This window comes from Anaeromyxobacter sp. K, from assembly GCF_000020805.1.
In the GTDB taxonomy this organism is placed as follows: domain Bacteria; phylum Myxococcota; class Myxococcia; order Myxococcales; family Anaeromyxobacteraceae; genus Anaeromyxobacter; species Anaeromyxobacter dehalogenans.
This window is the reverse complement of the sequence record NC_011145.1, coordinates 2133401-2159459: the sequence shown is the minus strand read 5'-3', so window position 1 is coordinate 2159459 and position 26059 is coordinate 2133401. Positions and strand designations below refer to the sequence as shown.

Here is a 26059-nt window from a genome sequence, read left to right as displayed (position 1 = left end):
CCTCGCCCTGGCCGGACGCCACCACACCCGTGATAGCCTCGGCGGGCCGTGAACCCCTCCCCCTTCCCCAGGCGACTGCTGGTGCTCTCCGAGGACGCCGCGCTGGCGGGCCTCGTCGCGGGCGCGGCGGTGCGGCTGGGCGCGGCCGCCGAGGCGGTCGGCAGCGGCCGGGCCGCGCTGCAGGCGCTGGCCCGCGGCGGCGCGCGCGCGGCGGTGCTGGACCTGCCGGTGGCCGACGTGGGCGCGGGCGAGCTGCTCGCGGCGTTCGGGCGCGCGGGTGTACCGGCGCTGGTGGTGTCCGGCGTGTACCGCGGGCGGCAGGGCGAGGCGGCGCTGCGCCGGCTCGGCGCGCGCGAGGTGTTCGAGAAGCCGTTCGACGTGGACGCGCTGGCGGCCGCGGTGGCGCGGCGGCTCGGGACGCACGCCCCGTCGCCCGCGCCGGAGGAGGCGCCCGACGAGGTCACCGGGGCGCTGCCGCTCCCGCCCGGCGAGGGCGATCCCGCGCCGCTCGCGGCGCCGCCGCTGCCCGCGCTCGACCTGCCGCCGGCCGCCGCGCGCCCGGCCCCGCCGGCGGCGCACGACGCGTTCCTCACCCCGCTGCCCGAGACGCGGCACGCCCGCGCCACCGCGCCGGAGCCGGCGCCGGCGTCGGCCGGCGAGCTCTCCGCCACGCGGGTGCCGCGCCTCCTGGTGGCCCTGCACGTCGGCCAGGCCAGCGGCGCGCTCACGCTCACGCGCGGGCCGGTGCGCCGCATCGTGGTGGTCGAGCGCGGCGCGCCGGTGTACGCGGCCTCGAACGTGGCGGCGGAGCGCTTCGGCGCGGTGGCGGTGCGCCGGGGCGCCGTGACCGCCGAGCGGCTGGAGGCGCTCCGGCGCGCGGCGCCACCCGGCGCGCGCACCTCGGACCTGCTGGTCGAGGCGGGCGTCATCACCCCCGACCAGCGGGTGGAGCTGCTCACCGGCCTGGTGCGCGCCGTGGCCTGGTCCACCTTCGAGTGGCGCGACGGCACCTACGCGTTCCAGCACGGCCGCCCGCCGGCCGGGCGGGTGCCGCTCCGGCTGGATCCGGCCGAGGTGATCCTCGACGGCATCCGCCGCACCGCCTCCCCCGAGCGGCTGCGCGAGGACCTGCCCGGCGCGGCGCACCTCGCCCCGGTCCCGGATCCCGCCTTCGAGCTGTACGCGCTGCGGCTGCGGCCGGAGGAGGCGCGGCTCCTCGCGCTCGCCGACGGCACCAAGAGCGTGGACGATCTGCTGCGGCTCACCGAGCTGCCGGCGCGCGACGCGCGCGCGTTCCTGGCCGCCTGCCGCACGCTCCGCGTGCTCGACGAGGTGGAGCGCGTGCTCGCCTCGACCCGCCGGATCGGCTTCATGTAGCGCCCGCGCCGGCCTCGTCCGCGGCCCGCCGCGCTTCCCCTTGCCCGCGCGGCGTCAAAGGACTATAAGTTCCGGCCCTTTGCAGGCCGGCGTCCGTACCGGCCCTTTCCAGGCCGGAGCCCAATGACCCCCCGCGAGCAGATCCGCAACGTGGCGATCGTCGCCCACGTCGACCACGGCAAGACCACCCTCGTCGATTTCATGCTGCGCCAGGCCGGCGTGTTCCGGGCCAACGAGCAGGTGGTCGAGCGGGTCATGGACTCGAACGACCTCGAGCGCGAGAAGGGCATCACCATCCTCGCGAAGAACACCGCCGTCACGTACCAGGGCGTGAAGATCAACATCGTGGACACGCCCGGCCACGCCGACTTCGGCGGCGAGGTGGAGCGCGCGCTGCGCCTGGTGGACGGGGTGCTGCTGCTGGTGGACGCGGCCGAGGGGCCGCTCCCGCAGACCCGCTTCGTGCTCTCCAAGGCGCTCTCGATGGGCCTGCCCTCGGTGCTGGTCGTCAACAAGGTGGACCGGCAGGACGCGCGCGCGAAGGAGGTCCTCGACCTCGTCTACTCGCTGTACATCGACCTCGGCGCGAACGAGCGGCAGATCGACTTCCCGGTCATCTACGCGATCGCGCGCGAGGGCAAGGCCGCCCACACCGTGCAGGGCGCGTTCGCGGCGGAGTCGCTGAAGCCGCTGTTCGACGCGATCCTCACCCACGTCCCGCCCCCGCCCGCCGGCGAGCGCGAGACGCTGCAGATGCTGGTCGACAACCTCGACTACGACGACTACGTGGGCCGCCTCGCCATCGGCCGGGTCGCCTCCGGCCTGGCGCGCGAGGGCATGGCCATCTCGGTGCTGCGCGAGGAGGGCAAGGTCGTCCCCGCGAAGATCGTGCGGCTGTACGCCTACGACGGCCTGAAGCGCGTCGAGGTGAAGGACGCCGGCCCGGGCGAGATCGTCTGCATCGCCGGCGCCGAGGAGATCGGCATCGGCGACACCATCGCCGACCCGGCCGCACCGGAGGCGCTCCCGCGCATCAGCGTGGAGGAGCCCACCATGTCGATGGTCTTCAAGGTCAACGACGGGCCCTTCGCCGGACGCGAGGGCAAGTACGTGACCAGCCGCAACATCCGCGAGCGGCTCTACCGCGAGGCGTACCGCAACGTGTCCATCCGCGTGGAGGACACCGACACCCCGGACGCGTTCAAGGTGGTGGGCCGCGGCGAGCTGCAGCTCGCGGTGATCGTCGAGAACATGCGGCGCGAGGGCTACGAGGTCACCGTCTCGAACCCGGAGCCGATCCTGAAGACGGTCGAGGGCGAGGTGCACGAGCCGATGGAGCTGCTCGTCTGCGACCTGCCCGACGACGGCGTGGGCGGCGTCACCCAGAGCATGGGCTCGCGCAAGGGCCGCATGGTGGACATGCAGCCGCTCGGCTCGGGCCGCACCCGCCTCCAGTTCCGCGTGCCCGCCCGCGGCCTGATCGGCTTCCGTGGCGACTTCCTCACGCTCACCCGCGGCGAGGGCATCATGTCCTCGCAGTTCGACGGCTACGAGCCGTGGCAGGGCAAGATCGAGAAGCGGAAGAGCGGCGCCATCGTGGCCGACCGGATCGGCGACGTGGTCGCCTACGCCTGCTTCTACGCGCAGGAGCGCGGGGCGCTGTTCGTGAAGCCGGGCGACAAGGTGTACCCGGGCATGATCGTGGGCGAGCACAGCCACGACAACGACCTCGACTTCAACATCTGCAAGGAGAAGAAGCTCACCAACATCCGCGCCGCCGGCCGCGACGAGAACGTGATCCTGACGCCGCCGCGCGAGCTGAGCCTGGAGGCGGCGCTGGAGTGGATCGCCGAGGACGAGCTGGTCGAGGTGACGCCGCAGTCCATCCGGCTGCGCAAGAAGTTCCTCGACCCGACCGCGCGCTACAAGATCGAGCGCGACCGCAAGCGCGGCCAGGCCGAGGCGTCGTAGCCGGGCCGCCCCTCCCCGCAGCACCGACGCCGCCCGGCCCCCGGGCGGCGTTCGTCGTTCCGGGCCCGCGCTCGCCCCGGCGGATCGCCGCCCGGGCGGCGCCGGCCCCGCGATCCCTCCCGACGCGGCGCGCCGGACGGCGGCCCGGAAAGCGAAACGCGCCGCCCGGTCTCCCGGACGGCGCGTCGTGTCCTGCGGCGCTGCCGCGAAGCCGGCTACACCTTCGGCTTGGCGCGCTCGCGGACCTCCTGCTTCTGCTTGATCCGCGGCTGGCCCTTCGCCGCGGTGTTCACGAACAGCAGGCCGTCGGCGTGGCCGGGGACCGCGCCGGACACGAGCAGCACGTTCTGCTCGGCCTCGATGCCGACCACGGTCAGGTTCTGGATGGTGACGTTGTCCACGCCGTAGTGGCCGGGGAGGTGCTTGCCCTTCCACACCTTGCCCGGCGTCTTGCGCTGGCCGATCGCGCCGACGTGGCGGTGGTGCTCGTGCGCGGTGGAGCTGTCGCGCGCGGCGCCCTTCATGTTCCAGCGCTTCATGACGCCGGTGAAGCCGCGGCCCTTCGTGACGCCGGCGACGTCGATCCGCTGGTTCGCCTTGAAGACCTTGTCCACGGTGAGGACGTCGCCCGCCTTGAGGTCGCCGAGCTGCTTGGCGTCCTTCACGCGGATCTCCTTCACGTGGCGGAAGATGGGCGTGCCGGCCTTCTTGAAGACGCCGACCTCGGGCTTGGAGAGGCGGTGGGCGTGCTTCTCGTCCACCACGCCGAAGCCGATCACGACGGCGTCGTAGCCGTCCTTCTCCGCCGTCTTGCGGCGCACCACCGTGCACGGGCCCGCCTCGAGCACCGTCACCGGGACGCAGTCACCCTCGGGGGTGAAGATCTGCGTCATCCCAACCTTCTTCGCCAGCAGTCCCGTCGACATGAGCACCTCGCATTGGTCCGCCGCGCGTCGGATGGCCGCGGAGGACGTGCCTTGGAAAGGGTGGGCTTTCTACCCGCCGGCGCGCGTGCTGTCAAGCGAAGCCCGCGTGGCGCGGGGGGTTTTGGCGGCGGGCGCGGCTACCCGGGCATCGCCTGGCCGGCCATGTCGGTGACCTGCGCCAGCAGCGCGTCGATGTCGAAGGGCTTCGCCAGGTAGCCCTGGGCGCCCACCGACGCCGCCTTCTGCGGGTTCCCGTCGGCCGAGATGACCACGATCGGGATGCGCGCGGCCCCGTTCCGCCGCTGGCGGAGCGCCTGCGCGAACGCGAGCCCGTCCATCACCGGCATCATCAGGTCGAGGAGGATGATCGACGGCTCCTCCTCGGCCACGCGGTCCAGCGCCTCGAGGCCGTGCCGCGCGCGCGCCACGCGATACCCCTCGCCCTCGAGGATGTCGCAGATGGCGTCGAGGATGTCGGGATCGTCGTCGACGACGAGGACCAGCGGATGTTCGTTCATGGCAACGGCGGCGATGCGGGGCGCGCAGTATACGCTCCGGCTCCGGGAAGGGTGAGCACGAATGCTCCCTCCTCCACCGAGAGCGTCCCGCCCAGCGCCGCCGCCGCCCTGCGCGCCGCGGGCAGCGCGAGCGCCCTGCCCTTGGGATCCCCGGCAGCGCCCTTTTTCGGGTCTTCGAGCGCGCCCGGAACGGCCTCGGAACCGCTCACCCGCAGCGTCGCCCGGCCCCCGTCCAGGCGGGCGCTCACCCGCACCGGCTCGCCGTCGCGACCGGCCGCCGCCACCAGCGCGTCGAGCACCCGCTCGAGGAGCGCGCGATCGGCGCTCACCGCCAGCGCCGCCTCCACGCCGTCCAGCGACACCTCGCCGACGTCCGCCGGCCGGTGGCCCGCGGCGTGCTCCAGCGCGTCGCGAAGCGCGATGGCCTCGGGCCGCACCGGGAGGCCGCCCACCTCGAGCCGCTCGCACAGGAAGTGATCCTCGACGAGCTGGCGCACCCGCCCCAGCGAGCGCAGGCACATCGCGGTCAGCTTCTCGCCCCGCGCCCCGCCGCGCTCGGCGGCGCTCATGCGCGCCAGCAGCTCGGCCGACCAGAGCGCGGTCGAGAGCGGGTTGCGGACCTCGTGCGCGACGAAGCCGAGGTAGCCCGAGCGCTCCTCGGCATCCGCCGGCGCACCCTCGCTCGCCGTCCGTTCCGTTCCGTTCTTCGCCGACATTCGCGCGTCCGCCTGGCCGCCTGGCCGCCTCCTGGGGATAGCCATCACAGGTTGCGGAGGGTACCGCCCATCCGCAAGGGGGTCGCAGGCGCCCTGAATCGGGTGTTTGCAATTCTTACAGCCGAAAAACCCAACAGGGCAGGCTTCTCGTGGAGACCCTGTAAGGATTACGGGCTCCGGCCGGGCTGGCGAGCCGCGGCCCTCCAGGCAACCACTCGGGATCACGGCTGAAAGGCGCTTGACCCCAGACGGCACATGGGTTGCTTAGGGGCCTACTTGCTGCCACCGCCATGCACCACGGAGGTCCGATGAAGCGCCAGAGCGTCCCGGGTACCGCGAGCTCCCTCGAGGTCTACCTCTCGGAGATCAATCGGTTTCCGCTGCTGACGGTCGAGGACGAGCAGCGGCTGGCGCGCCAGTACTGCGCAGATCGCGACACCCGCGCCGCCCACCGGCTGGTCACCGCGAACCTCCGCTTCGTGGTCAAGGTCGCCTACGAATACCGCTCCTACGGGTTCCGCATGGCCGACCTCATCCAGGAGGGCAACATCGGCCTGATGAAGGCGGTCCAGAAGTTCGATCCGGACAAGGGCATCCGCCTCATCTCGTACGCGGTCTGGTGGATCCGCGCGTACATCCAGAACTACATCCTCAAGTCCTGGTCGCTGGTGAAGCTCGGGACGACGCAGGCGCAGCGCAAGCTGTTCTTCTCGCTGGCCCGCACGAAGCGCGAGCTCGACAAGCGGTCCCAGGAGCACGGCGCCGACTCCGACGGGCACGACGCGAACAAGGTGGCGAAGAAGCTCCGCGTGAAGCCCGGCGAGGTCCGCGAGATGGAGCAGCGGATGGAGGGGCGCGACCTGTCGCTCGACGCGCCCATGGGCGACGACGGCGGCTACTCCCACGTGGACTTCCTCCCCTCCGGCACCGCCTCGCAGGACGACGAGCTGTCCGGCGTGCAGGAGCAGAAGGTCGTCTCCGGCCGGGTCGGCGAGGCGCTGGGTCGCCTCGACCAGCGCGAGCGCTACATCATCGAGATGCGCGTCATGAGCGACCGCCCGCTCACGCTCAAGGAGCTGGGCGAGCACTTCGGCTTCTCGCGCGAGCGCGCCCGGCAGCTCGAGATCCGCGCCAAGGAGAAGCTGAAGGAGGAGCTGCGCGCGCTCGCGACGGAGATCGACTGGCCCACCGACGGCGCGCCGGTGGACATCGACGACCGCGCGCTGGCCTGACCGCGGGCTCGCCCGGCCCTGGGCCGCCCGGGGCCGGCGCTACGCCATGCCGTGCTTCTTGAGGCGGTAGCGGAGCGTGTCGCGCGACACGCCCAGCAGGCGCGCCGCCTTGGACTGGTTGCCGCTGGCGCGCTCCATCGCCTCGGCGATGAGCTTGCGCTCCACGTCGTCGAGCACCAGCCCCTCCCCCGTGACCTGCGGCACCAGCTTCTCCGGGCGCTTCCCGCCGGGGGCGGCCGCCTTGCGCAGCTCGGGCGGCAGGTGCTCGGGCCGGATCTCGTCGGCGCCGGCGTGCAGGATGAAGGCGCGCTCGATCACGTTGCGCAGCTCGCGGACGTTGCCGGGCCAGTGGTACGCCCTGAGCAGCTCCATCGCCGCCGGCGCCACGCCCTTCACCTGCCGCTTCATCTCCTGGTCGAAGCGCGCGACGAAGTGGGCGGTGAGGATGGGCACGTCGTCGAGGTGCTCGCGGAGCGGCGGCACCACGATGCGCACCACGTTGAGGCGGAAGAACAGGTCGGCGCGGAAGCGCCCCTCCGCCACCCGCTCCTCCAGGTTCACGTTGGTGGCCGCGATCACGCGCACGTCGGCGCGGAGCTCCTGCACCCCGCCCACCCGGCGGAACGTCTTGTTCTCGAGGAGCCGGAGGAGCTTGGCCTGGCCGCCGGGCGGCAGGTCGCCGATCTCGTCCAGCATCACCGAGCCGCCCTCGGCGGTCTCGAACAGGCCGCGCTTCTGGGCGTGCGCGTCGGTGAACGCGCCGCGCTCGTGGCCGAACAGCTCCGACTCGAGCAGGTGCTCGGGGAGCGCCGCGCAGTTCACCTGGAGGATGGGCTTGTCGGCGCGCGCGCTGCGGAAGTGGATGGCGCGCGCCACCACCTCCTTGCCGGAGCCGCTCTCGCCCTCGATCAGCACGGTGGTGGTGTCGCTGCCGGCCAGGCGCGAGATCATCGAGCGCACCTGCTCCATGGCCGCCGACGAGCCCACCACCGCCTCGACCGCGCTCGCGCCGCGCTTGTCGCTGGTGAGCGTGGCGATCTGCCGGCGGGTGCGCACGTTCGCGAGCGCGCGCTCCACCGCCTCGTCGAGCTGCTGGAACGGGAACGGCTTCACCAGGAAGTCGATGGCGCCGTGCTTCATGGCCTCCACCGCGATGTCCACGGTGGAGTGCGCCGACATCATCAGCACCGCCACCTCGGGGTGGAGCGACAGCGCGCGCTGCAGCGTCTGGACGCCGTCGATCCCCGGGAGGCGCACGTCGAGCAGCATCACGTCCGGCGGGGTGGCGGCGACCATCTCCAGCGCCTGCTCGCCCGACTCGGCCGAGAGGACCTCGTAGCCGCCGCGCTGCAGCCGCTCCGCCACCGACCAGCGGATGAGCTTCTCGTCGTCCACGACGAGGATGCGGGCCGGGGTGCTGTTCATGCGGCGTGCTCCGGGGCGCGCTGGGGCCGCGCCTGTTGCAGCGTCACGGTGAAGGTGGTGCCGCCTTCGGGCGGGCAGCGGTAGCCGATGTGGCCCCCGTGCTCCGCCACGATGCGCGCGGAGATGGCGAGGCCGAGCCCGTTCCCCTCGCGCTTGGTCGTGAAGAACGGCTTGAAGATCTGGGCGCGGAGGTCGGCCGGGATGCCCGGGCCGGTGTCCTCCACCTCGACGCTCACGGTGCCGTCGCCGGCGCGGGAGCGGACGGTGAGGCGCCCGCCGCGGCGGGTCGCGATCATCGCCTGGCAGGCGTTCAGGCAGATGTTGAGGAACACCTGCTCGAGCTGCGACGGGTCGGCCAGCACCGCCGGGAGCCCGGGCGAGAGCTCGGGGACCAGCTCGAGGGTGCCGTCGCGCGACTGCTGGCGGATGAGGAACAGCACCTTCTCGAGCGTGGCGTTCACGTCGGTGGAGCGGAGCTTCGCCTTGGCCGGGCGGGCGAAGCTGAGCAGGCTCTCCATGGTGTGCGTGAGCCGCCGCACCTGGTGCTGCATCTCGGTGACGATGTCGGAGTGGCGCGCGTCGTCGGAGAAGTCCTCGGCGAGCAGCTCCAGCGCGCCGGACAGCCCCGCCAGCGGGTTCTTGATCTCGTGCGCCAGGCCGGTGGCGATCTCGCCCACCGCCGCGAACCGGTCGGCCCGCACCATGCGCTCGCGGTAGAACGCCTCCAGCTCGGCCTGGCTGCGCCGCAGCGCCGCCAGCGTGGCGTCGAAGCCGCGCGCCGCCACGCCCAGCTCGTCCGGGCGCCCCTCGTCGGCCCGCACCGAGAGCTCGCCCGCCTCGGCCCGGCGCATCACCGTCACCAGCCGCTGCAGCGGGGTCACCGCCTCGCGGCCCAGCAGCCAGAGCAGGATCCCGAGCAGGCACACGAGCGCGGCCCCGGCGGACAGCGACAGCGTCTTCGCGAGCTGCGCCTGCGCCTCCAGCACCGGCTCGCGGGTGAAGCGCAGGTCGAGCCAGCCGTTCACGTGGCTCTGGGTGCCGTGGCAGCGCGCGCAGGACTCGGCGTTCACGATGGGCTGGAGCACCGCGTACTCGGCGTCGTTGCCGCCCGGCCCCACCACCACGGTGGTGCCCTCGACCCGGTTCACCTCGGACCACGGCACCCGCCCCAGCAGCGCCGGGCTGGTGGAGATGGAGATGTAGCCGTTCGGCGCGATCAGGCTGGCGGAGAGCAGGTCGCTGCGGTGGGCCACCAGGGCCTCCAGCAGCGTGCTCACCTCGCGCGGCTTCCCCGAGAGCATCACGTTCGACACGCCCGAGGAGACCATGGTCGCGAACAGCTCGGCCCGGTCCTGCCGGCCGCTCTCGATGTCGGCGCCGTAGAAGTGCACGGCGGCGGCCACCATCGCGGAGAGCGTCACGGCGAACAGCAGCGCCGTCGGCACCAGCACGCGCGCGCGCATGCTGGAGTCCAGGCTCCGGTAGCTGCGCTCGAGCAGGTTCATGCGGTCGGCCCGTGAGACAACGCGCGCCAATATCTCAGGAATTCCGGGCCCGGGGAAGGCCCGGCCTCCCCGCTAGGCGGCGTCGCCCCGGGCGGCCGGCGCCGCGGACAGGTCGAAGATCTGGACGGCGGCCGCGACCAGCGGGTCGTTGGCCCCGCCGTCGCACACCGCCTGGCGCAGGCGCGTGCTGGGGGCGTGCAGGATCTTGGAGACGATCGAGCCCGCCATGGCGTCGAGCCGCTTCGCGAGCTCCGGGTCCTCGCCGAGGCGGCGGAGCGTGCGCTCCACCTCCTCGCGCGCGATGGCGCTGGCGCGGCTGCGCATCTCCTGGATGAGCGGCGCGGCGCGGCGCTCGGCCTCGGCGCGCGCGAACTTCTGCACCTCCTCGTCGGCGATCCGCTCGGCGTGCTGGGCCGCCTGGGCGCGCTCGGCCATGGCGGCCTTCATCACGCGATCGAGGTCGTCGACGTCGCACAGGTAGACGTCCGGCAGCGCCCCGGTCTCGGCGGGGATGGCGCGCGGGACGGCCAGGTCGACCATGACGATCCGCTTGCGGCGGGCGTGCAGGATGCGCTGCATGACGGCCGGGGCCAGCGCCGGCGGCGCGGCCGGCGCGGCGGACACCACCACGTCGGCGCGCAGCAGCTCCTGCTCCAGCGCCTCCAGCGGCCGGGCCTCGCCGCCCACCTCGGCGGCCAGCGCCTCCGCGTTCGCGAGCGTGCGGTTCAGCACCACCACCGAGGCGCGCTCGTCGCGCATGTGCTGGGCGGTGAGGCGGGCCATCTCGCCCGCGCCGATCACCGCCACGCGCCGCCCGGCGAGCGGGCCGAGCACCTTGCTGGCGAGCGCGGCCGCGGCGTTGCCCCAGGACACGCCGGCGCGGCCCACCGCGGTCTCGGTGCGGACGCGCTTCGCGGCCGCGAGCGCGCGGGAGAGCACCGAGGCGAGCTCCTTGCCGGCGGCGCCCGCCTCGGCGGCGCGGTGGAACGCGTCCTTCACCTGGCCCAGGATCTGCGGCTCGCCCAGGATGGCGGACTCGAGGCTGGAGGCGACGCGGACGAGGTGCCGGAACGCCTCCTCGCCCTGGAGCTCGAACAGCGGGAGCGGGCGGCCGGCGCGCGCCTCCATCGCGTGGCGCAGCGACAGCTCCGCGGCGGCGGGGCAGCGGGCGGCCGCGAAGATCTCCACGCGGTAGCAGGTCGAGACGATCGCGACCTCGTCCACGCCGTCGAGCGCCTGGAAGGCGGTGAGCGCGTCCAGCAGCTCCTCCGACGGCAGCGCGAGGACCTCGCGGTCTGCGACCGTGGCGCCCTTCTGGTTCAGCCCGACTGCGACGAGCACGAGGCGCTCCTTTCGGGAACGGGCGGCATGCGAGCAAGCGGCGTGCCCCACGAGATCGTGCAGGATTTCAGCATCGGCGCGCCCCGGATCGCGCAAGGGTTGCGCCGGACCAGGGCATGGGTCCCCGCCGGCGAAACCGCTGCGGGCCCGCCGGGAGCCCGGGGGATCCCTCGATCCTGCGCGCAACGTCGCAGGGTTAGCTCCTCGAGTGGACCTCCTCGCGCCACCGCGCCGCACCGCCTCCCCAGGTCCGCATTGGTTCACGCCCGGACGTGCGCCGCCGCCCGGCGCGGCGCCGCCTCCGGCGCGCCGGCCCGCGCGCCGGCGCACATCGGGAATCCGCCCGACCCCGTCTCCGGTGTCCGCGCCCGCGGCGCTCGGGCCCGCGCGGCCCGCCGGCCCCGGTGCCCGCGCCGGCCCGTCCCCGGCCTCGCGCCCCGGCCCGCTCCGGCGCCGCGCCGGTCCGCGCCCCGGAATCTTTCCCGCGCGGCTCGGGCATCGTCCCAATTTCTTCGCCGCTCGATTGGCGAGACATTGCCAATCGAAAGGAGCCAATCAATGGCCAACACGTTCAAGAGCGGCAGCGCGGTGCAGAGCGGTTACTACCTCAACCTCTCCCGGTGGGCGATCGAGCCGGTCGCGAAGGACGGCGAGCGCCTCCCGCAGGGCAAGGGCGAGTGGCGGCGGATCCCGGTGGCCCTGGCGCTGGTGCTCACCCCGGTGCTCGGCGCGACGTTCCTGATGTTCATGCCGGTCATCGGCTTCGTGCTGCTGGCGCAGGCGGTGGCGACGCGCGCGGTCCGCACCTTCCGCGGCCCCGCCGAGGAGCTGGCCGCCACCATGAGCCCCGGCTGGCAGCCCGGCGAGGCGCACTTCACCGGCAAGTCCCCGGAGAACGGCGGCGTCGAGGAGAAGGGGCCCTCGGCGCGCGACGAGAAGCTCGAGGCGCTCGAGAAGGAGATCGAGGAGAAGCGGCGCCAGGGCTGAGCGGCGCGGTCCACCGCGGTCCCACGGTCGACGGAGCAGCACGGAAGGAGACGGTCATGGCCAAGTACACGGGCGGAGCGAACGTGAAGGGCGGCTACTACTGGAACCCGAGGGCGTGGGCGGTCGAGGTGGTCCCGTCGGAGGGCGGGCGCCTCCCGGGCAGCGGCGCACGGTTCGTGAAGGTGCCGTTCCCGCTGCTGCTGGTCGTGGTCCCGGTGCTCGGGGCGCTGTTCCTGATGTTCATGCCGGTGATCGGGTTCGCGCTCCTGGTCCACGCGGTGGTGAAGAAGGTGACCGGCGGGGTGAAGGAGGGCGCGGCCGACCTCGCCGCCACCGTCCACCCCGGGTGGCGCCCTGGTGAGGCGCACTTCACCGGCAAGCCCGGCGAGGAGGAGGAGAAGGCGCCGGGCGCCGCGCCGACGAAGGAGCTGAAGGCGCTCGAGGACGAGATCGCGCGCAAGCGCGGCGACGAGTAGCTGCAGGGGGCGGGGACCGGGGCCGGCGGCGATTGCCGCCGGCCTCTTTCTTTGGGAGTGTGGGTCGGGTGGGGCCATTCCCCCACGCGCCCGAAGGGATGGGTGAACCCACCCAGGACCGCCGGTGCGCCGCCCGCGTAACCGCCGGATCTCGCTGGGCTGACCCGCGCAGCACGGAGCTCCGGCGCGGGCACGGCACGTGCTACCTGCCGGGGCTGGAGAACGGCGGCACTCTGGGAGGGGGGCTGCGGTTCTTCACCCGATGCGGGCAGCTTCCGGTGGGGGCCGGCGGCTGCGCCGCATCTCTTCTTTCCGGCCCCGGACGCCCTACTCGTCCACGCGGATCACGCCCTTGCGGATCGCGAAGCGGACGAGCTCGGTGCGGTTGTGGACCCCGAGCTTCTCCATGACGTGCTCGCGGTGGCTCATGGCGGTCTTCACGCTGATGCCGAGCACGTCCGCCACCTCCTTGTTGCTCCGCCCCTCCGCCACCAGCTTCAGCACCTGCTTCTCGCGGTCGGTGAGCGACTCGTACGGATCCGCCTCCCCGGGCGCCGCCGGGCCGGCCTCCTCCATGGCGGTGCGCGCGACCTCCGGGTCGAGCACCAGGCCGCCCCGGTGCACCGCGCGGACCGCGTTCGCGAGCTCGGCGCCGGCGGACTTCTTGAGCACGTAGCCCGACACGCCGGCCTTGAGCAGGCGGCGGACGTACTCGCGATCCTCGTACTGCGAGAGGATCAGGATGCGCGCGCGCCGCCCCAGCTTCTTGAGCTGGAGGCTGGCCTCGATGCCGCCCAGCCCGGGCATGGCGATGTCCATCAGCACCACGTCCGGATCGAGCCGCTCCACCTGCTCCAGCGCCTGCATCCCGTCGGCGCCCTCGCCGACCACCTCGATGTCGGGCTGGAGCTGGAGCAGCGCGCGCACGCCCTCGCGCAGGATGGCGTGGTCGTCCACGATGACCACCCGGATCTTGTCGCTCACGTTCCCCTCCCCTCGGCGTCCGCCTCCGCTCCGGTGGCGGCCGGGCCCGGCTCGGTCGTGGCGCGCGGCACCGGGATGCGCACCTCGACGCGGGTGCCCTTCCCCGGCGCCGACTCCACCGTGGCGCTGCCGCCCAGGATCTCGGCGCGCTCGCGGATGCCCATGAGGCCCCAGGAGCGCCGCCCCTCGCGGCGCGCGACGGCCTCCGCGTCGAAGCCTCGCCCGTCGTCCTCGATGTCGATGCGGAACACGTCGTCCTCCAGCGCGACCTCCACCAGCACCGCGGTCGCCTGGGCGTGGCGGGCGATGTTGCTCATCGCCTCCTGGCAGATGCGGAACAGCGCCGTCTCCATCTCGGGCGGCAGCCGCCGGTCCAGCTCCCCGAACTCGCAGCGCACCGACATGCCGCGCGTGCCGAGCTGGCGCTCCGCGTACCAGCGGATCGCGGACAGCAGCCCGAGGTCGTCGAGCACCGACGGGCGGAGGTCCAGGATGATGCGGTGCACGTCCTCCAGCGTGCGCACCGCCACCGCCTTCACCTCCTCCAGGCGCGGCGCCTTGCCGCCGCGCATCGCGTCCTGGGCCGCCTCGAGCCCCATGGCCAGCACCGCCAGGCTCTGGCTGGTCTCGTCGTGCAGCTCGCGGGCGATGCGCTTGCGCTCGTCCTCCTGCGCCGAGATGAGCTTGCGGAGGAGCTGCGCGCGGGCCTCCTCGCGCGCGGCGAGCTGGGCGTACGCCTCGTTGAGCGCGTGCGTGCGCTCCTCCACGCGCTGCTCCAGCTCGGCGTTCACCCGCGCCACGTCGTCGAGCAGGCGCCGGAGCGCCAGGCGCATGCGGTCGAGCGAGCGCCCCAGGCGCCCGACCTCGTCGGTGCCGAGGTCGGGGATGGACCAGTCCAGCTCGCCGCCCGCGATGCGCTCCGCCTCGCCGGTCAGCACGCCGATGGGCCGGGTCACGCTGCGCGCCGCGCCCCAGGCGAACGCCGCCGCGATGCCGAGGTGCGCCGCCAGGCCGGCCGCCACCAGCCACCAGGGCACGTCGCCCTCGGTCGGCAGCGCCTCGGCGGTGCGCTGCCGCACCACCACGCCCCACGGCGCCGCGGCCAGCGGCGCGAACACCATCAGCTCGGCCGGCGCCGCCGCCTTCACGCCCCACTCGCCATGGCAGCCGTCGCAGCGGGCCGCCTGGGCCCGCTTGTCCTTCACCAGCTCGCCCAGGTGCGCCCGGCACTCGGTGCGGCGCCCGACCCGGGCCGGCACGGTGCTCGCGATGATGGTGCCGCCCGCGTCGATCAGCTCGGCGAAGCCGCTCTCCCCGCGGCGCAGGTGCTGCAGCACGCGATCGAAGCCGCGCCGCGACGGGTCGAACGTGCCGCCGGCGATCCCGATGATCTGGTTCTGCCAGCTCCGCACCGGGACGAGCTCGTGCACCACCCGCCCGCGCGCGCCCTGCTCCGCGCCGGAGAGGCGCGGCAGCCCGGTGCGCAGCACCTCGTCCACCACCGTGAGGTCGTCGGCCGGCGCCGCCGAGCGCGGGCCGCCCGGCGCCTCCGCGAGCACGTTGCGCTCGGCGTCCAGCAGGTAGACGCCCTCGCGGTGGCGGAACTGGTGGTACGCGTCGGCCACCACGCGCCGCTCCTCCTCGAGGTCCGCGTTGCCCATGGTCTGGGCCACGCCGGAGGCGAGCCGCTGCAGCACCTCGAGGTCCTCGGTCAGGACGCCGTCGAAGTGCGTCGCCGCCATGGCCGCGGCGGACATGCGGCCCGCCACCACCCGATCGTCGAGGTTGCGCGCCCAGTGGATCCCGGTCGCGCCCATGATGACGAGCGGGACGGCGATGCCGGTGGCCATCAGCAGGTAGACGCGCCGGCGGATGCCGCCCGGCATGGCCGGGTGCGGCGCGGTCCGGTACGCCGCCGGGGCGGGCGGGGGCGCGGGCGGCACCGGCGGCGCGGGCGGCGCGCCGGCCTCGGGCCCGGGCCTCATCGGCCGCCCCCGGGGTGCGTGCTGTGGGCCATGTGGTACAGCTCGTCGAGGTCGCCGCGCGTGCGGAGCAGCACCGTCCGGCCGCGCTGCTCCCAGGCCAGCTCCTGCCAGGGCTGCCCCGCCACCAGCACCGCGGAGAGCGTGGCCGGGTACGAGCCCACCGTGGTGCGCTGGACGCGGAGCACGTTGCGATCGGCGAGCAGCGGCGCCGCGATCTCGGCGCCCTCCGCGGTGGACTGCAGGATCTGGACGGCGGGCGCGCCGCTGCGATCGACGACCGTGATGGCCGCGGAGCCGCGGCGCCCACCGGCGAGCCGGATCTCCGAGGGCGGCCAGGCGAGCCGCTGCGGGAAGTAGCCGGGCAGCATCAGCATCGCGCCGAGCCGGCGCTCGGCCTCCTGCACGGTCGCGGCGTGGCGGACCGCGCTGCCCTCCCCGGCGATCCACCCGGGCAGCGCGCCGAGGGCGGCGATCACCAGCGCGGAGGTCGCGGCCACCCACACCAGCGCCGCGAGCATCCGCGCGAGCTCGAGCCCCGCCTCGCGCGCGCGCGTCACGCTCCCGGTCATACCACGAAGAACAGCAGGGCCGTCAGGGTGAGGGCCGCCAGCGCGACGCGCGCCGCCCCGAACGGCAGGCGCGGCGCCGGCGGCTGGAGCAGGCGGCGGCAGCGCAGCTCGATGTCGCGCGAGCGCACGCGCGCGAGCGGCTCGGACAGCGCGGCGGCGAGCGGCAGCGTCCGGCGCACCGGCGGCGGCCCGGCGGTGGCGCGGTGGAGCTTGAGCAGGCCGCTGGCGAGCGCGAGGCGATCGCCGCACGCCTCCGCGGCGTGCTCGTCCGCGAGCCACTCGGCGTCGCGGGCCAGCGCGCGCGAGACCACCTGGAACGCCGGGTTGAACCCCATCACCACGCGCGCCAGCAGCACCACCCAGCTCGCGGCGGGATCGCGGCGGGCCAGGTGGGCGAGCTCGTGGGCCAGCGCCGCGCGCAGCTCGGCCGCGTCGAGCAGGCGGAGCGCGCCGCGCGAGAGCACCACCGCCGGCCTGCGGATGCCGGTGCAGAACAGGATCGGCGCGCCGCGCTCGACCCACAGCAGCGAGGGCACGCGCGTGCCGAGGCGGGCGGCCAGCTCGGCCAGCGTGGCGCCGAGGCGCGCGGCGGTCTCCGGGTCCGGCACCGCGCGCGCCGGCGGCCGCGCGCGCCGCCTGCGGCACAGGAACGGCACCAGGTCCATGAGCAGCAGCGCCAGCCCGATGGTCGCCAGCCCGCCCACGAACCACTGGTACATCCCGGTCCCGAGCAGCCGCACGTCGGCCCAGCGGCGGCCGACGAGCAGCGCGCCGCCCTCGCGGAACGCGTCGCCGGCCCGCACCGGGAACAGCAGCACCAGGGCCGGAAACAGGACCAGCGGATAGCCCAGGGCGGTGAGCCGCAGGGCGATCCGCTGGCCGGGGTCGCGCACTCGCCAGGTCCGCACCAGCGCCTCCACGAACAGCGAGGCGACCAGGGTGTGGAAGATGGCCTGCGCGAGGACGTCAGCCCACGTGGCGCTCGTCATGCGACGAGGCGTGGCCGCCGTGCTCCGCGGGCGGCGCCCGCCCCTCGATGCGCGCGAGCTCGAGCGGGTGCTCGTGCTCGTAGCGCTCGCGGCTGACCTTGCCGGTGAACATCGACGTGTCGAACGGGAACACGTCGGGGCTCAGGTGCGCGTTGAACACGTGCCAGATGGTGATCACCAGGAACGCCATCAGGCCCTCGTTCGAGTGGGCCACCTTGGCGGCGGGGATCACCTCGCCCGGGAGCAGCGACGCGACGGTCACCGGGAAGAACAGGATGAAGCCGGTGAGCACCATGATGACGTTGCCGAACACCAGGCCCCAGTACTCGAACTTCTCCTTGTACGTGTACCGATCGTACATCGGGTGCTTGTCGGTCACGCCCAGGTAGTACTTGAGCTGGAGGATGGCGTCCTCGAAGTCCTTCTTCGACGGCACCATGGTGAAGCCGATCTTCTTCGAGAGCATCGCGGCGATCGCGTTCGCGAAGTGGATCACCGTGGACGCGGCCAGGATCAGGCCGCACACGCGGTGGACCCAGCGCGCCACGTCGATGCCGCCGAACACGCCGACCACCGCCTGCGACCAGCCGGCCGTGTAGAACTTCTGCGGCAGGCCGGTGAGGCAGAGCAGCACGAACACGAGCATCGTGATGAAGTGCTCGATCCGCTGCTGCAGGTTGAAGCGGACGATGTAAGCGCTCATCGGTTCACCACCACGCGCCAGAGGTGCAGCGCGATCTGGAGCACGAGCCCGCCCACCATGAACGGGATCAGCATCTTGTAGAAGACCTGCACGCCCCACACGAGCGGCGCCTTCTGCGGCGTGGGCTCGTAGTGCGACAGCCAGGCCTTCGGGAAGCTCGCGCTGGCGCCCTCGTGGCACTTCGCGCAGGTCTTCTGCAGGTTGGCCGCCATCACGGTGGACGACGGGTCCTTGGACGACTGGATGTCGTGGACGCCGTGGCAGTCGGTGCAGACCGCGGCGAGGCGCGCGTCCGGCGCGTTCTTCTGCTTGCGCTGGAGCGTGGCGGCCATGCCGTGGAAGTCGGAGAGGTAGGTCGACACGACGTTGCTGGAGAGGCCGTACTTCGACATCAGCTTCTCGTCGGTGTGGCAGCGCCCGCAGATCTCCGGGGTGCGCATGGCGAGCTGGCCGTCGCGCGGGTCGGTGGTGTCGTGGGCGCGGTGGCAGTCGGTGCACACCGGTACGTCGGGGCTGCTCTCCGCCGCGCGGCCGTGCACGCTCTTCGCGTAGACGTCCGCCTCCTCCGCGTGGCAGCCCGAGCACATCTTCGAGATGCGCGTGCGCGGCTGGCCCGGCCGGGAGATGTCGTGGGCGCCGTGGCAGTCCACGCAGAGCGCGGCCTTGTCGTTGCCCTTGGCCATCACCGCGTAGTGAACGCCGTCCAGCGTCTTGGTGTAATTCGCGAAGTGGCAGCCCTTGCACTGCTCGTAGTAGGCGCGGGTCACGTCGCGGCGGGTCTTGAACTTCAGCTCGCCGGTGGCGTGGTCGCTGGTCTTGTCGGTGTGGCACTCCGTGCAGCGGAGCGCCTCGCCGTGGACCGACTTCGCGAACGCGTCCTGGTCGACGTACAGCGAGAGCTTCTCGCCGCTCGGGAGGTCGAAGGTCTGGCTCGGGTCGCTGTGACAGCCGAGGCAGTCCTCCTGCTCGGCCGGGATACCCGCCCAGGCTGGGTTCGCGGCGAACGCGAGGAGGAGGGGCAACAGGCGTCGGATCATTTGCACACCCTGGAGGAGTCGGTGCGTCAATCCGTGACAGCCACGGATTGCGCCACTTCCTACCAGGGGGCGAACGGATTGTCCAACGCCTCCGGCCGGATAAGCACGCGTGAATTCAGCACGAATTGATCTGGATTCATCCGGTCGAGATGCGGCGCAAGAATCGCGGCGTCCGCACACCTCCCCCGCGCCTCGCGCAACCGCCGACGATTCTGCGCCGGGGCCGGGGAGGATTGACGTCCATCAACCGGGTCTGCAATGCCTCCCCCGGATCGCCTGCGCGCAATCGCGCACCGCCCGCCGGCGCGCCTGCGCCCTCGCGCGCACCCCGGACGCAATCCCGCAGATTGCGACGGGATCGGATCGCCGCGCGCCGCCGCCCCGGCCCGCGGCGCGCCCGCCGCCGACGCCGGCGCGCGCGCCGCGCGGGCGGTCGTGACCCGTGCGGCCGCGCGCCGCACCTGGTCTCACGCCCGCTCGCGCCCGCGCGCGCCCGCGAAAGTCGTGCGTGGGGCGGCCGATCGCCGCACCCGCCGCGAACGCGGCCCTCACGGCCGCAGGAACGCCTGCGTCAGGGCGGCCCATCCCTCCTCGCCGACCAGCCACGGCGCGGGCGCGACCAGCGTCCCGCCGTCGGCCGCGGCGAAGCCGAGCTGGTGCTCGACGAAGTGGTTCCAGCGCTGCGCCTCGCGCCGCATCCACGACTCCGCGGCGCCGGCGCGCGGCATCGACGCGTAGGCCTCGTCCACCGGCGCGAGCGCGACCAGCCAGCCGCGCCCGTAGCCGTCGCGCTTCACCAGCGCCGGGTCGCGCACCACCGAGACGTTCACGCCCACCACCGTGCCGTCCACCGGCGCGGGGATCTCCAGGGCGCGGCCGCCGCCGTGCAGCGTGGCGATGGTCTCGCCGCGGGCCACGCGCGTGCCCGGCCGCGCCAGGTCCACCGCCGTGACCGCCGGCATCAGGCGCTGCGCGATGCCGTCGAGCCCGAGCTCCACCGCGCGGCCGCCCGGGCGCCGGTGCAGCCAGAGGTGGCCGGGCGCGTAGAACAGGTCCGGGCGGAACGGCACGCCGTCCACGTCGCGGATCCCGAGCGCCCGCTCGCGCCGCTCGGCGCGCCCGCGCACCACCAGCGCGATGATCAGCGCCGGGACCACGATGACCGCCACCATCGCCAGGAAGAGGCCGAACCGGGCCAGGATGCCGAGGGTGAAGACGCCGATCGACTGGAGGACCTCGAGAACGCTCTGCATGGCTTCCTCCCGACTGCGAGCCCGCGCCCGTCACCGGGCGCCTGCATCGACCCGCGCCTGCGGTCCCCGGCCCGGAGCGAGTGGGCCGGGGACCGCCGACGCGCCCCCCTCACTGCGCGTGGCACATGGTGCAGTCGTCGAACCCGAACGCCTGCTTGCCGTGGCACGCCCCGCACGACTCGCCCTTCTCCATCGCGGCGTGCGTCACCGCCGGCTTCTTCTCCTTGGCCGAGCGGCCGAGGATCCCGAACCGGCGCGGGTGGCAGGACACGCAGTCCGGCTTGGCCGAGTCCACGTGGCTGTCGTGCCGGAACGTCACCTGGCCCGGGCTGTCGCCGCCCTGCGGGAGCGGGAGCTCCGGAGGCAGGTTCGGGAGGTCGCCCGCGAGCGCGCTGCCGCCCAGCAGCAGCCCGGCCAGCGCACCGCACCACGAGAGCTTGAGCGTCATGGCTGTGATCTCCGTTCTCAGGTCAGGAAGAAGGTGCGCGCCATCTCGTCCCAGTCGTCGCCGGCCAGCGCGCGGCCGATGCCGTGGATGGGCACGCCGCCGTCCTGCAGCACGCGGCCGAGCTCGGGGCTCATCCGCATGGCGAGGCGCTCGGACGCGTCCTCCAGGAACCGGTTGGCGGCGCTGTCGGTGAAGAGCTGGCGGAGGTTCGCGGCGAGGCGGGGCGCCTTCACCTTGAACAGCCAGCCGGCGCCGTACGGATCCTCGACGCCGTCCGTCCGCTCGCGCGCCGCCGCGTTCACCGCCACCACGGTCCCGTCGATGGGCGAGAGCATCGGGACGCTGCGCTCGCCGTCGCCGAGCTCGAGCGCCGGCTCGCCCTGCGCGACCTTGGCGCCGACGCTGGGCAGCTCGACGCGGGCCGGCCCCACCAGCTTGTGGGCGAAGTCGTCCACGCCCACCGCCACCAGGCCGTCGGACTCCAGGCGCGCCCAGGTGTGGCCGGGGTGCAGGTGCACGCCGGCGGGCACCTGGAACCAGCCGGCCACCGCGGGCCGGGCCGCGACCGGGTGGGCCGCGGGCGCCACCGCGGGGACGCGGGCGGGGGCGCGGACCTCGGCCGCCGCCGGCTTGCCGCCCTGGACGTAGCGCCAGAACGGGATGAACATCAGCAGGTAGGCGATCCCGAGTCCGTACTCGAGGAGCTTGGCCGGATACACGGAGAGCAGGTCGTAGGCCATGGCTTCCTCCTTTCAGTGCTCAGCGGGGAACGCCGGGTCCCCACGCAGGATGGGCATGCGGTTGACGATCCAGCGGTAGGCCAGCACGCCGATGGTGACGAGGGTGATGGACACCCAGATCTCCATCCAGCTCGGCACGTACCGGTCGACCCGGTTCCAGTTGAACGCGATGACCGAGATGTTGAGGCGGTTCAGCACCACCCCGAGGACGCCGACCACCGAGGCCGCCCGGATGAGCTTCACCTTGCGGTTGCGCGCGCCGTAGGCGAACACCAGCGAGGGCAGCAGCACGAAGCCGACGACCTCGACCAGCCACCAGGCGCCGTAGCCGGTGGCCAGGTAGCCCCAGCTGTGCCCGTCCACCACGCTCTGCAGCTTCAGGAAGAAGTAGGCGAACATCACCACCGCCGCCGCCTTCCCGAGGCCGATGGTCAGCTTGTCGACGTCGACGTGGTGGTCGGCCCGGCTCTGGAAGATCCGGTGCGAGAGCGCGCTCTCGAAGATCACCATGTTGAGGCCGGCGATGATCGCGCTGACGAAGAAGAACACGAAGATGTAGGGCGTGTACCAGAGCGGGTGGAGCTTGGTCGGCGCGAGCAGGAAGAGCGAGCCGAGCGCCGACTGGTGCATGGTCGAGAAGATGACCGAGAGCACCGTGAGGGCGATGAGCGTCTTCTTCATCACCGAGTGGATGCGCTTCCAGCCGAGCCACTCGAACATCGGCACGGTGAACTCGAGCAGCAGGACGGTCGTGTAGCACATGACGCACCACGCGACCTCGAACAGCACCGAGGCGGTCCCGAAGTTGAAGAGCGCCATGATGATGTTCCAGGGGCGGCCCAGGTCGGCGAGCAGGCCGATGACCGCCATCACGTAGCCGAGGAAGGCGGTGAGGATCGCGGGCCGCTCGATGCCGTGGTAGTCCTTCAGCCCGAACAGCTGCACCGCCGAGCCGATGGTGAAGCCGCCGGCGGCGAGCACGATGCCGGTCATCATGTCGAAGCCGATCCAGAGGCCCCACGGCGCCGACTGCGACAGGTTCGTGGTGGCGCCCAGGCCCGCCGCGAAGCGGTAGACGAGCAGCGGCACGCCGATGATGAGGATGAACGTCGCGACGGCGTTCGTCGGCGTGAGCTGGGCGCGGAGGTACTCCTTCAAGCTCATCCCGAGCAGGATCTTCTCGCGGACGAACGAGTGCTGGGCGACCGCGGTGGCGTTAGCCATGGTGCTCCTCCTTCCCGTTCGACGACTCCGACTCGGCGTTCTTGATCTCCTCGCGCCGGTTGGAGAACGCGTAGATGCCCATCAGCAGCGGCGGCCAGAGCGTCATCACGAACGGCGGCACCGACAGCGCGCCGGAGGCGAGGTCCGGGATGGGCCGCTCGGGGACGTCGGTCCGGAACGCGAGCTGCTCCATGTCCACGTCGGTGATGTACAGCCAGCTCGTCCCGCCGGCCTCGTGCTCGCCGTACACGTGGTGCACGTAGCGGCCGGGGTTGGTGTAGATGCGGGTCTTGGCGGCCTCGAGGAGCTCGCTGCGCTTCCCGAAGGTCAGCGCGCCCGAGGGGCACACCTCGGTGCACGCCGGCTTGAGGCCCTTCGCCTGCCGCTCCGCGCAGAAGGTGCACTTGCGCACGCGCGGCGCGTTCGAGCCGTACTCGTACTTCGGCACGTCGAACGGGCACGCGATCATGCAGTACCGGCAGCCCATGCAGCGGTTCGGGTTGTAGACCACCGGCCCCTCGGGCGACTTGGACATCGCCTTGACCGGGCACGCCGAGGCGCAGCCCGGCGCCAGGCAGTGCATGCACTGCTTCTTCGCGAAGCGCTCGATGCCGGGGGCCTTCTCGGTGCGGTTCACCACCGTGAAGGCCTGCTCGTGCATGTCGCGCTTCTGGTCGAAGACGTTCGCGTCCTCGGGCGGCGGCGCGAGGTGGTTGGCCTCGGCGCACGCCGCCTCGCACGCGCGGCAGCCGACGCAGAGGGTCGTGTCGACGAGCACGCCTGGCCCGTCCTCCGCCGCCCCGTGCGCCGCTGCGGCGGCCGTCGCCGCCGACGCGCCAGCGGCCCCCGCCGTCACTGCCGCGATCTTGAAGAACCCTCTGCGTCCGATCTTCATGGTTGTCTCCGCGCGGGTGCGGCTAGCTGTGTGCCGCGACGAGGTTCATGGTCCCGAGCACCGCAACTCCGACCACCATCACGACGAATGCGAACATCATGGCGTCGCTCCTTTGGGCCCTGCGGGTGAGGGATGGGAGTCCGCGTCGGCCGACCGTTCCGCACGCTCGAGCGCCTCGCGGAAGAGCGGGCAGGTCTTGAATGCCTCGCCTTCGCAGGTGCTCGCCGTGGTGACCCGGTCGATCGGCACGAGCTTCTTCACCGGGTAGGCCCGGCAGAACACCATCGAGACCTCTTTCAAGTACGGGCAGGTCATCTGTCGCCGTCCTCCCGCGGATCCCTATGGCAAGGCGCGCGCCAGCCGGGGCGCGGCGGCGCGCGCGCGCGAAGAGCGGCGTGTTCACGGTGGGTTACGCTCGCGGTGCGGCGTGCACCGGCGCGCGGCGCGGACCCCCGGGCTGTCGAGTTCCTCAGCGCCCCTCGACCGGGACGGGGTGCGACCGCTCGTGATCACGCGGGCTTGCGGCGCCGGCGGCCCCGGTGGAGAGAACCTCGACGGTGCGGAGGAACTCGACGTGGCAGCCGGTCGCAGCCGGTGCGCGGCGGGCGCGGGGGCGCGGCAGGAGCGCGCGGGCGCTTCACTCACCGTGACTTCACCGTGCGCGGATGCGGCGCCGCGCCGCCGTGCGCGGCGGCGCGGGCGGTCCGGCGAGCCGGCGGCGGGGGTGGCGCGTGCGCGCGGGGGCGCGGGGGCGGCGCGCCGGTCAGCGCGCGCCGGTCTCGCCGTCGCGGGACGGCTCGTCCTCGCCGTCCCGGCGCAGCCCCCACTTGCGCATCTTGTTGTAGAGGGTGACCCGGTCGATGCCGAGGATGCGCGCCGACTGGCTCACGTTGCCGCCGGTGTGCGCCAGGACCGCCGAGACGTGGCGCCGCTCCACCTCCTCCAGCGAGGCGAGCGTGCCGGGCCGCGGCGCGGCCTCCGGCTTCCCGGGGAGGCCCAGGTCGGCGATCTGGATCACCGGCCCGGTGCAGACCACCGCGCCCCGCTCCAGGATGTTCCGGAGCTCGCGCACGTTGCCGGGCCAGTCGTGCGCCATGAGCGCGCTCATCGCCTCGGAGGAGACGCCGTCGATGCGCTTCTTCATCTCCACCGACAGCCGCTCCACGAAGCTCTCCACCAGGAGCGGGACGTCCTCCCGCCGGTCCCGCAGCGGGGGGATGAGGATGGGGATGACGTTGAGCCGGTAGAACAGGTCCTCGCGGAACTTCCCCTCCGCCACCGCGCGCTTCAGGTCGCGGTTCGTGGCGGCGATGATCCGGACGTCCACGTCGACGCTCTCGTTTCCGCCGATGCGGTGGAAGCGCCGCTCCTCCAGCACCCGCAGCAGGTCGAGCTGCAGCTTGGGCCCGATGTCGCCCACCTCGTCGAGGAACAGCGTGCCGCCGTGGGCGGCCTCGAACTTGCCCTTGCGGCGGGCGATCGCGCCGGTGAACGCGCCCTTCTCGTGCCCGAACAGCTCGGACTCGAGCAGGCTCTCGGTGAGCGCCGCGCAGGAGACCGCCACGAACGGCCCCTCCGCCCGCGGGCTCTCCTGGTGGATGGCGCGCGCCAGGACCTCCTTGCCGCTGCCGGACTCGCCCAGCACCAGGATGGTGGAGTTGGAGCGGGCCGCGGTGCGCGCCAGCTCGAACACCGACTGCATGGCCGGGCTCTTCGAGAGCAGGTCGCGGAACTTGTACTCGCGCTTCAGCGCCTGGCGCAGGACCGCGTTCTCCCGCACCAGCGTCTGCTGGGAGACGATCTTCTGCATCATCAGCGACAGCTCCTCGGGATCGAACGGCTTCACGAGGTAGTCGTAGGCGCCCAGCTTCATGGCCGCGACCGCGGTGTCCACCGTGGCGTAGGCGGTCATGATCACGACGGCCAGCTCGGGCTGGAGCTTCTTCGCCTCCTCCAGCACCTGCAGGCCGTCCATCCCCGGCATCTTCAGGTCGACGATGAGGATCGACCAGCGCTCCGCCTTGAGCTTCTCGACCGCGGCGAACCCGTCCGCCGCCACGTGGACGGAGTAGCCGTCCTTCTCGAGCCAGCCGCCCAGCGACTCGCGGACGATCTCCTCGTCGTCCACCACCAGGATGCGCGTTCTCTCGTTGGACATCACCTGGGACCTCCGGCCTGCAGCTCCTCGAGCCTGCGTCGGCACTCGGAGCAGAGCTCCGGCATCTTCTCGTCCACGTTGCGGACGCCCGACGAGCGCGCCATCACGCACACCGGCGTCGCGCAGTGCAGCAGGCCGAACGCGTGCCCGACCTCGTGCACCGCCTCCTTGGCGAGCCGCTCCAGCAGCAGCTGCGGCCCGATCAGCTCGACGTCCTCCAGCAGCCGCGCGGTGGAGACGACCGCCGCGCCGCCCCCGAGCTGCCCCTCCCCGAACACGTAGGTGAGGATGGGGATGAACAGGTCGCGGTCGGTCACCCCGAGCACCTTCCCGGCGCCCGGCCCCGCCTCCAGCAGCCACTTCAGGATCGCGCCGGAGAGGTGCTGCTTGCGCTTCGGGTCGTAGGCGTGGCGCGGGCGCTCCGGCGAGGTCCACTCCTGCACCGGCCGCCCGAAGGCGCGGGCCAGGTGCAGCGCGGCGTGGTCCAGCAGCGCCCGGTCGGGCGCCGCCTCGCCGATCCACCAGATGAAGATCGGGTCCATTCATTCGATGCCCTGGGCGCGCCGCCGACGCGCACCCCCGGAACCCGCCCTGGCCCGC

Annotated in this window: 25 protein-coding genes; 5 read left to right on the top strand and 20 right to left on the bottom strand. The window is 73.1% G+C overall.

The genetic code is table 11. The annotated features are described in order from the left end of the window. Nucleotides 1–48 precede the first annotated feature (48 nt). Both ANAEK_RS09480 and typA read left to right on the top strand, forming a co-directional pair. Complete coding sequence (locus tag ANAEK_RS09480) at nucleotides 49–1377, top strand: DUF4388 domain-containing protein (RefSeq protein WP_012525934.1); 1329 nt, start codon at nucleotides 49–51, stop codon at nucleotides 1375–1377. A 123-nt stretch (nucleotides 1378–1500) separates the two neighbouring features. Then, on the top strand, nucleotides 1501–3348 hold the full coding sequence (gene typA, locus ANAEK_RS09475) for a translational GTPase TypA (protein WP_012525933.1): 1848 nt from the start codon (nucleotides 1501–1503) through the stop codon (nucleotides 3346–3348). Between the two features lie 215 nt (nucleotides 3349–3563). Here the strand turns inward: typA and rplC are convergent, their stop codons facing one another. From rplC to ANAEK_RS09460, 3 genes are all read right to left on the bottom strand, one after another. Then, nucleotides 3564–4274 (bottom strand): 50S ribosomal protein L3, encoded by a 711-nt coding sequence (rplC, locus tag ANAEK_RS09470; protein ID WP_012525932.1) that lies wholly within the window; start codon nucleotides 4272–4274, stop codon nucleotides 3564–3566. 137 nt (nucleotides 4275–4411) lie between these two features. After that, on the bottom strand, nucleotides 4412–4792 hold the full coding sequence (locus ANAEK_RS09465) for a response regulator transcription factor (protein WP_012525931.1): 381 nt from the start codon (nucleotides 4790–4792) through the stop codon (nucleotides 4412–4414). After that, nucleotides 4789–5508: a sensor histidine kinase KdpD gene (locus ANAEK_RS09460; RefSeq protein ID WP_012525930.1), complete on the bottom strand. Its 720-nt coding sequence runs from the start codon at nucleotides 5506–5508 to the stop codon at nucleotides 4789–4791. Before ANAEK_RS09460 ends, ANAEK_RS09465 begins: the two co-directional genes overlap by 4 nt. A 308-nt stretch (nucleotides 5509–5816) precedes the next feature. Between ANAEK_RS09460 and rpoH the strand changes: the two genes are divergently transcribed. Continuing rightward, nucleotides 5817–6740 (top strand): RNA polymerase sigma factor RpoH, encoded by a 924-nt coding sequence (gene rpoH, locus ANAEK_RS09455; RefSeq protein WP_012525929.1) that lies wholly within the window; start codon nucleotides 5817–5819, stop codon nucleotides 6738–6740. Nucleotides 6741–6779: 39 nt separating this feature from the next. Here the strand turns inward: rpoH and ANAEK_RS09450 are convergent, their stop codons facing one another. The 3 genes from ANAEK_RS09450 to hemA all read right to left on the bottom strand — a co-directional run bounded on the left by ANAEK_RS09450 (nucleotide 6780) and on the right by hemA (nucleotide 11011). Continuing rightward, complete coding sequence (locus tag ANAEK_RS09450) at nucleotides 6780–8165, bottom strand: sigma-54 dependent transcriptional regulator (RefSeq protein ID WP_012525928.1); 1386 nt, start codon at nucleotides 8163–8165, stop codon at nucleotides 6780–6782. After that, nucleotides 8162–9670 carry a HAMP domain-containing sensor histidine kinase gene (locus tag ANAEK_RS09445; protein ID WP_012525927.1) on the bottom strand — a complete coding sequence of 503 codons (1509 nt, stop codon included), beginning with the start codon at nucleotides 9668–9670 and terminating at the stop codon, nucleotides 8162–8164. The genes ANAEK_RS09450 and ANAEK_RS09445 overlap by 4 nt, the downstream gene beginning before the upstream one ends. 72 nt (nucleotides 9671–9742) lie before the next feature. Then, on the bottom strand, nucleotides 9743–11011 hold the full coding sequence (gene hemA / locus ANAEK_RS09440; RefSeq protein ID WP_012525926.1) for a glutamyl-tRNA reductase: 1269 nt from the start codon (nucleotides 11009–11011) through the stop codon (nucleotides 9743–9745). Between the two features lie 558 nt (nucleotides 11012–11569). On the opposite strand from hemA, the gene ANAEK_RS09435 reads away from it, so the two are divergent. Then, the gene (locus tag ANAEK_RS09435) at nucleotides 11570–11998 is read left to right on the top strand and encodes a hypothetical protein (RefSeq protein ID WP_012525925.1); all 429 of its coding nucleotides are present in this window, start codon (nucleotides 11570–11572) and stop codon (nucleotides 11996–11998) included. A 56-nt stretch (nucleotides 11999–12054) separates the two neighbouring features. Next, on the top strand, nucleotides 12055–12474 hold the full coding sequence (locus ANAEK_RS09430; protein ID WP_012525924.1) for a hypothetical protein: 420 nt from the start codon (nucleotides 12055–12057) through the stop codon (nucleotides 12472–12474). A gap of 327 nt (nucleotides 12475–12801) precedes the next feature. On the opposite strand, the gene ANAEK_RS09425 is transcribed toward ANAEK_RS09430, so the two are convergent. The 14 genes from ANAEK_RS09425 to ANAEK_RS09360 form a co-directional block, all read right to left on the bottom strand. After that, nucleotides 12802–13458, bottom strand: coding sequence for a response regulator transcription factor (locus ANAEK_RS09425; RefSeq protein WP_012525923.1), 657 nt, complete (start codon nucleotides 13456–13458; stop codon nucleotides 12802–12804). Beyond that, nucleotides 13455–15443, bottom strand: coding sequence for an ATP-binding protein (locus tag ANAEK_RS09420; RefSeq protein WP_012525922.1), 1989 nt, complete (start codon nucleotides 15441–15443; stop codon nucleotides 13455–13457). The genes ANAEK_RS09425 and ANAEK_RS09420 overlap by 4 nt, the downstream gene beginning before the upstream one ends. After that, nucleotides 15440–16000 carry a hypothetical protein gene (locus ANAEK_RS09415; protein ID WP_232288419.1) on the bottom strand — a complete coding sequence of 187 codons (561 nt, stop codon included), beginning with the start codon at nucleotides 15998–16000 and terminating at the stop codon, nucleotides 15440–15442. Before ANAEK_RS09415 ends, ANAEK_RS09420 begins: the two co-directional genes overlap by 4 nt. An 8-nt stretch (nucleotides 16001–16008) precedes the next feature. Further along, the gene (locus ANAEK_RS09410; protein WP_012525920.1) at nucleotides 16009–17001 is read right to left on the bottom strand and encodes a M56 family metallopeptidase; all 993 of its coding nucleotides are present in this window, start codon (nucleotides 16999–17001) and stop codon (nucleotides 16009–16011) included. Further along, nucleotides 16979–17704, bottom strand: coding sequence for a formate dehydrogenase subunit gamma (locus ANAEK_RS09405; protein ID WP_011421053.1), 726 nt, complete (start codon nucleotides 17702–17704; stop codon nucleotides 16979–16981). The genes ANAEK_RS09410 and ANAEK_RS09405 overlap by 23 nt, the downstream gene beginning before the upstream one ends. Further along, complete coding sequence (locus ANAEK_RS09400) at nucleotides 17701–18726, bottom strand: cytochrome c3 family protein (RefSeq protein ID WP_232288418.1); 1026 nt, start codon at nucleotides 18724–18726, stop codon at nucleotides 17701–17703. The genes ANAEK_RS09405 and ANAEK_RS09400 overlap by 4 nt, the downstream gene beginning before the upstream one ends. A gap of 563 nt (nucleotides 18727–19289) precedes the next feature. Then, the gene (locus ANAEK_RS09395) at nucleotides 19290–19994 is read right to left on the bottom strand and encodes a glycine cleavage system protein H (protein ID WP_012525918.1); all 705 of its coding nucleotides are present in this window, start codon (nucleotides 19992–19994) and stop codon (nucleotides 19290–19292) included. Nucleotides 19995–20103: 109 nt separating this feature from the next. Next, nucleotides 20104–20442 (bottom strand): c(7)-type cytochrome triheme domain-containing protein, encoded by a 339-nt coding sequence (locus ANAEK_RS09390; protein WP_012525917.1) that lies wholly within the window; start codon nucleotides 20440–20442, stop codon nucleotides 20104–20106. Between the two features lie 17 nt (nucleotides 20443–20459). Beyond that, a complete protein-coding gene (locus tag ANAEK_RS09385) occupies nucleotides 20460–21182 on the bottom strand; it encodes a glycine cleavage system protein H (protein ID WP_012525916.1) in 723 nt (240 codons plus the stop codon). A gap of 12 nt (nucleotides 21183–21194) precedes the next feature. Then, a complete protein-coding gene (nrfD, locus tag ANAEK_RS09380) occupies nucleotides 21195–22406 on the bottom strand; it encodes an NrfD/PsrC family molybdoenzyme membrane anchor subunit (protein ID WP_012525915.1) in 1212 nt (403 codons plus the stop codon). Beyond that, nucleotides 22399–23184 (bottom strand): 4Fe-4S dicluster domain-containing protein, encoded by a 786-nt coding sequence (locus tag ANAEK_RS09375; RefSeq protein ID WP_232288417.1) that lies wholly within the window; start codon nucleotides 23182–23184, stop codon nucleotides 22399–22401. Before ANAEK_RS09375 ends, nrfD begins: the two co-directional genes overlap by 8 nt. 213 nt (nucleotides 23185–23397) lie before the next feature. Then, nucleotides 23398–23616: a hypothetical protein gene (locus ANAEK_RS09370; protein ID WP_011421060.1), complete on the bottom strand. Its 219-nt coding sequence runs from the start codon at nucleotides 23614–23616 to the stop codon at nucleotides 23398–23400. A 448-nt stretch (nucleotides 23617–24064) separates the two neighbouring features. Beyond that, nucleotides 24065–25459, bottom strand: a complete 1395-nt coding sequence (locus ANAEK_RS09365; protein WP_012525913.1) for a sigma-54 dependent transcriptional regulator — start codon at nucleotides 25457–25459, stop codon at nucleotides 24065–24067. Then, on the bottom strand, nucleotides 25459–26001 hold the full coding sequence (locus ANAEK_RS09360) for an archaemetzincin family Zn-dependent metalloprotease (protein ID WP_012525912.1): 543 nt from the start codon (nucleotides 25999–26001) through the stop codon (nucleotides 25459–25461). Before ANAEK_RS09360 ends, ANAEK_RS09365 begins: the two co-directional genes overlap by 1 nt. Nucleotides 26002–26059: the final 58 nt, after the last annotated feature.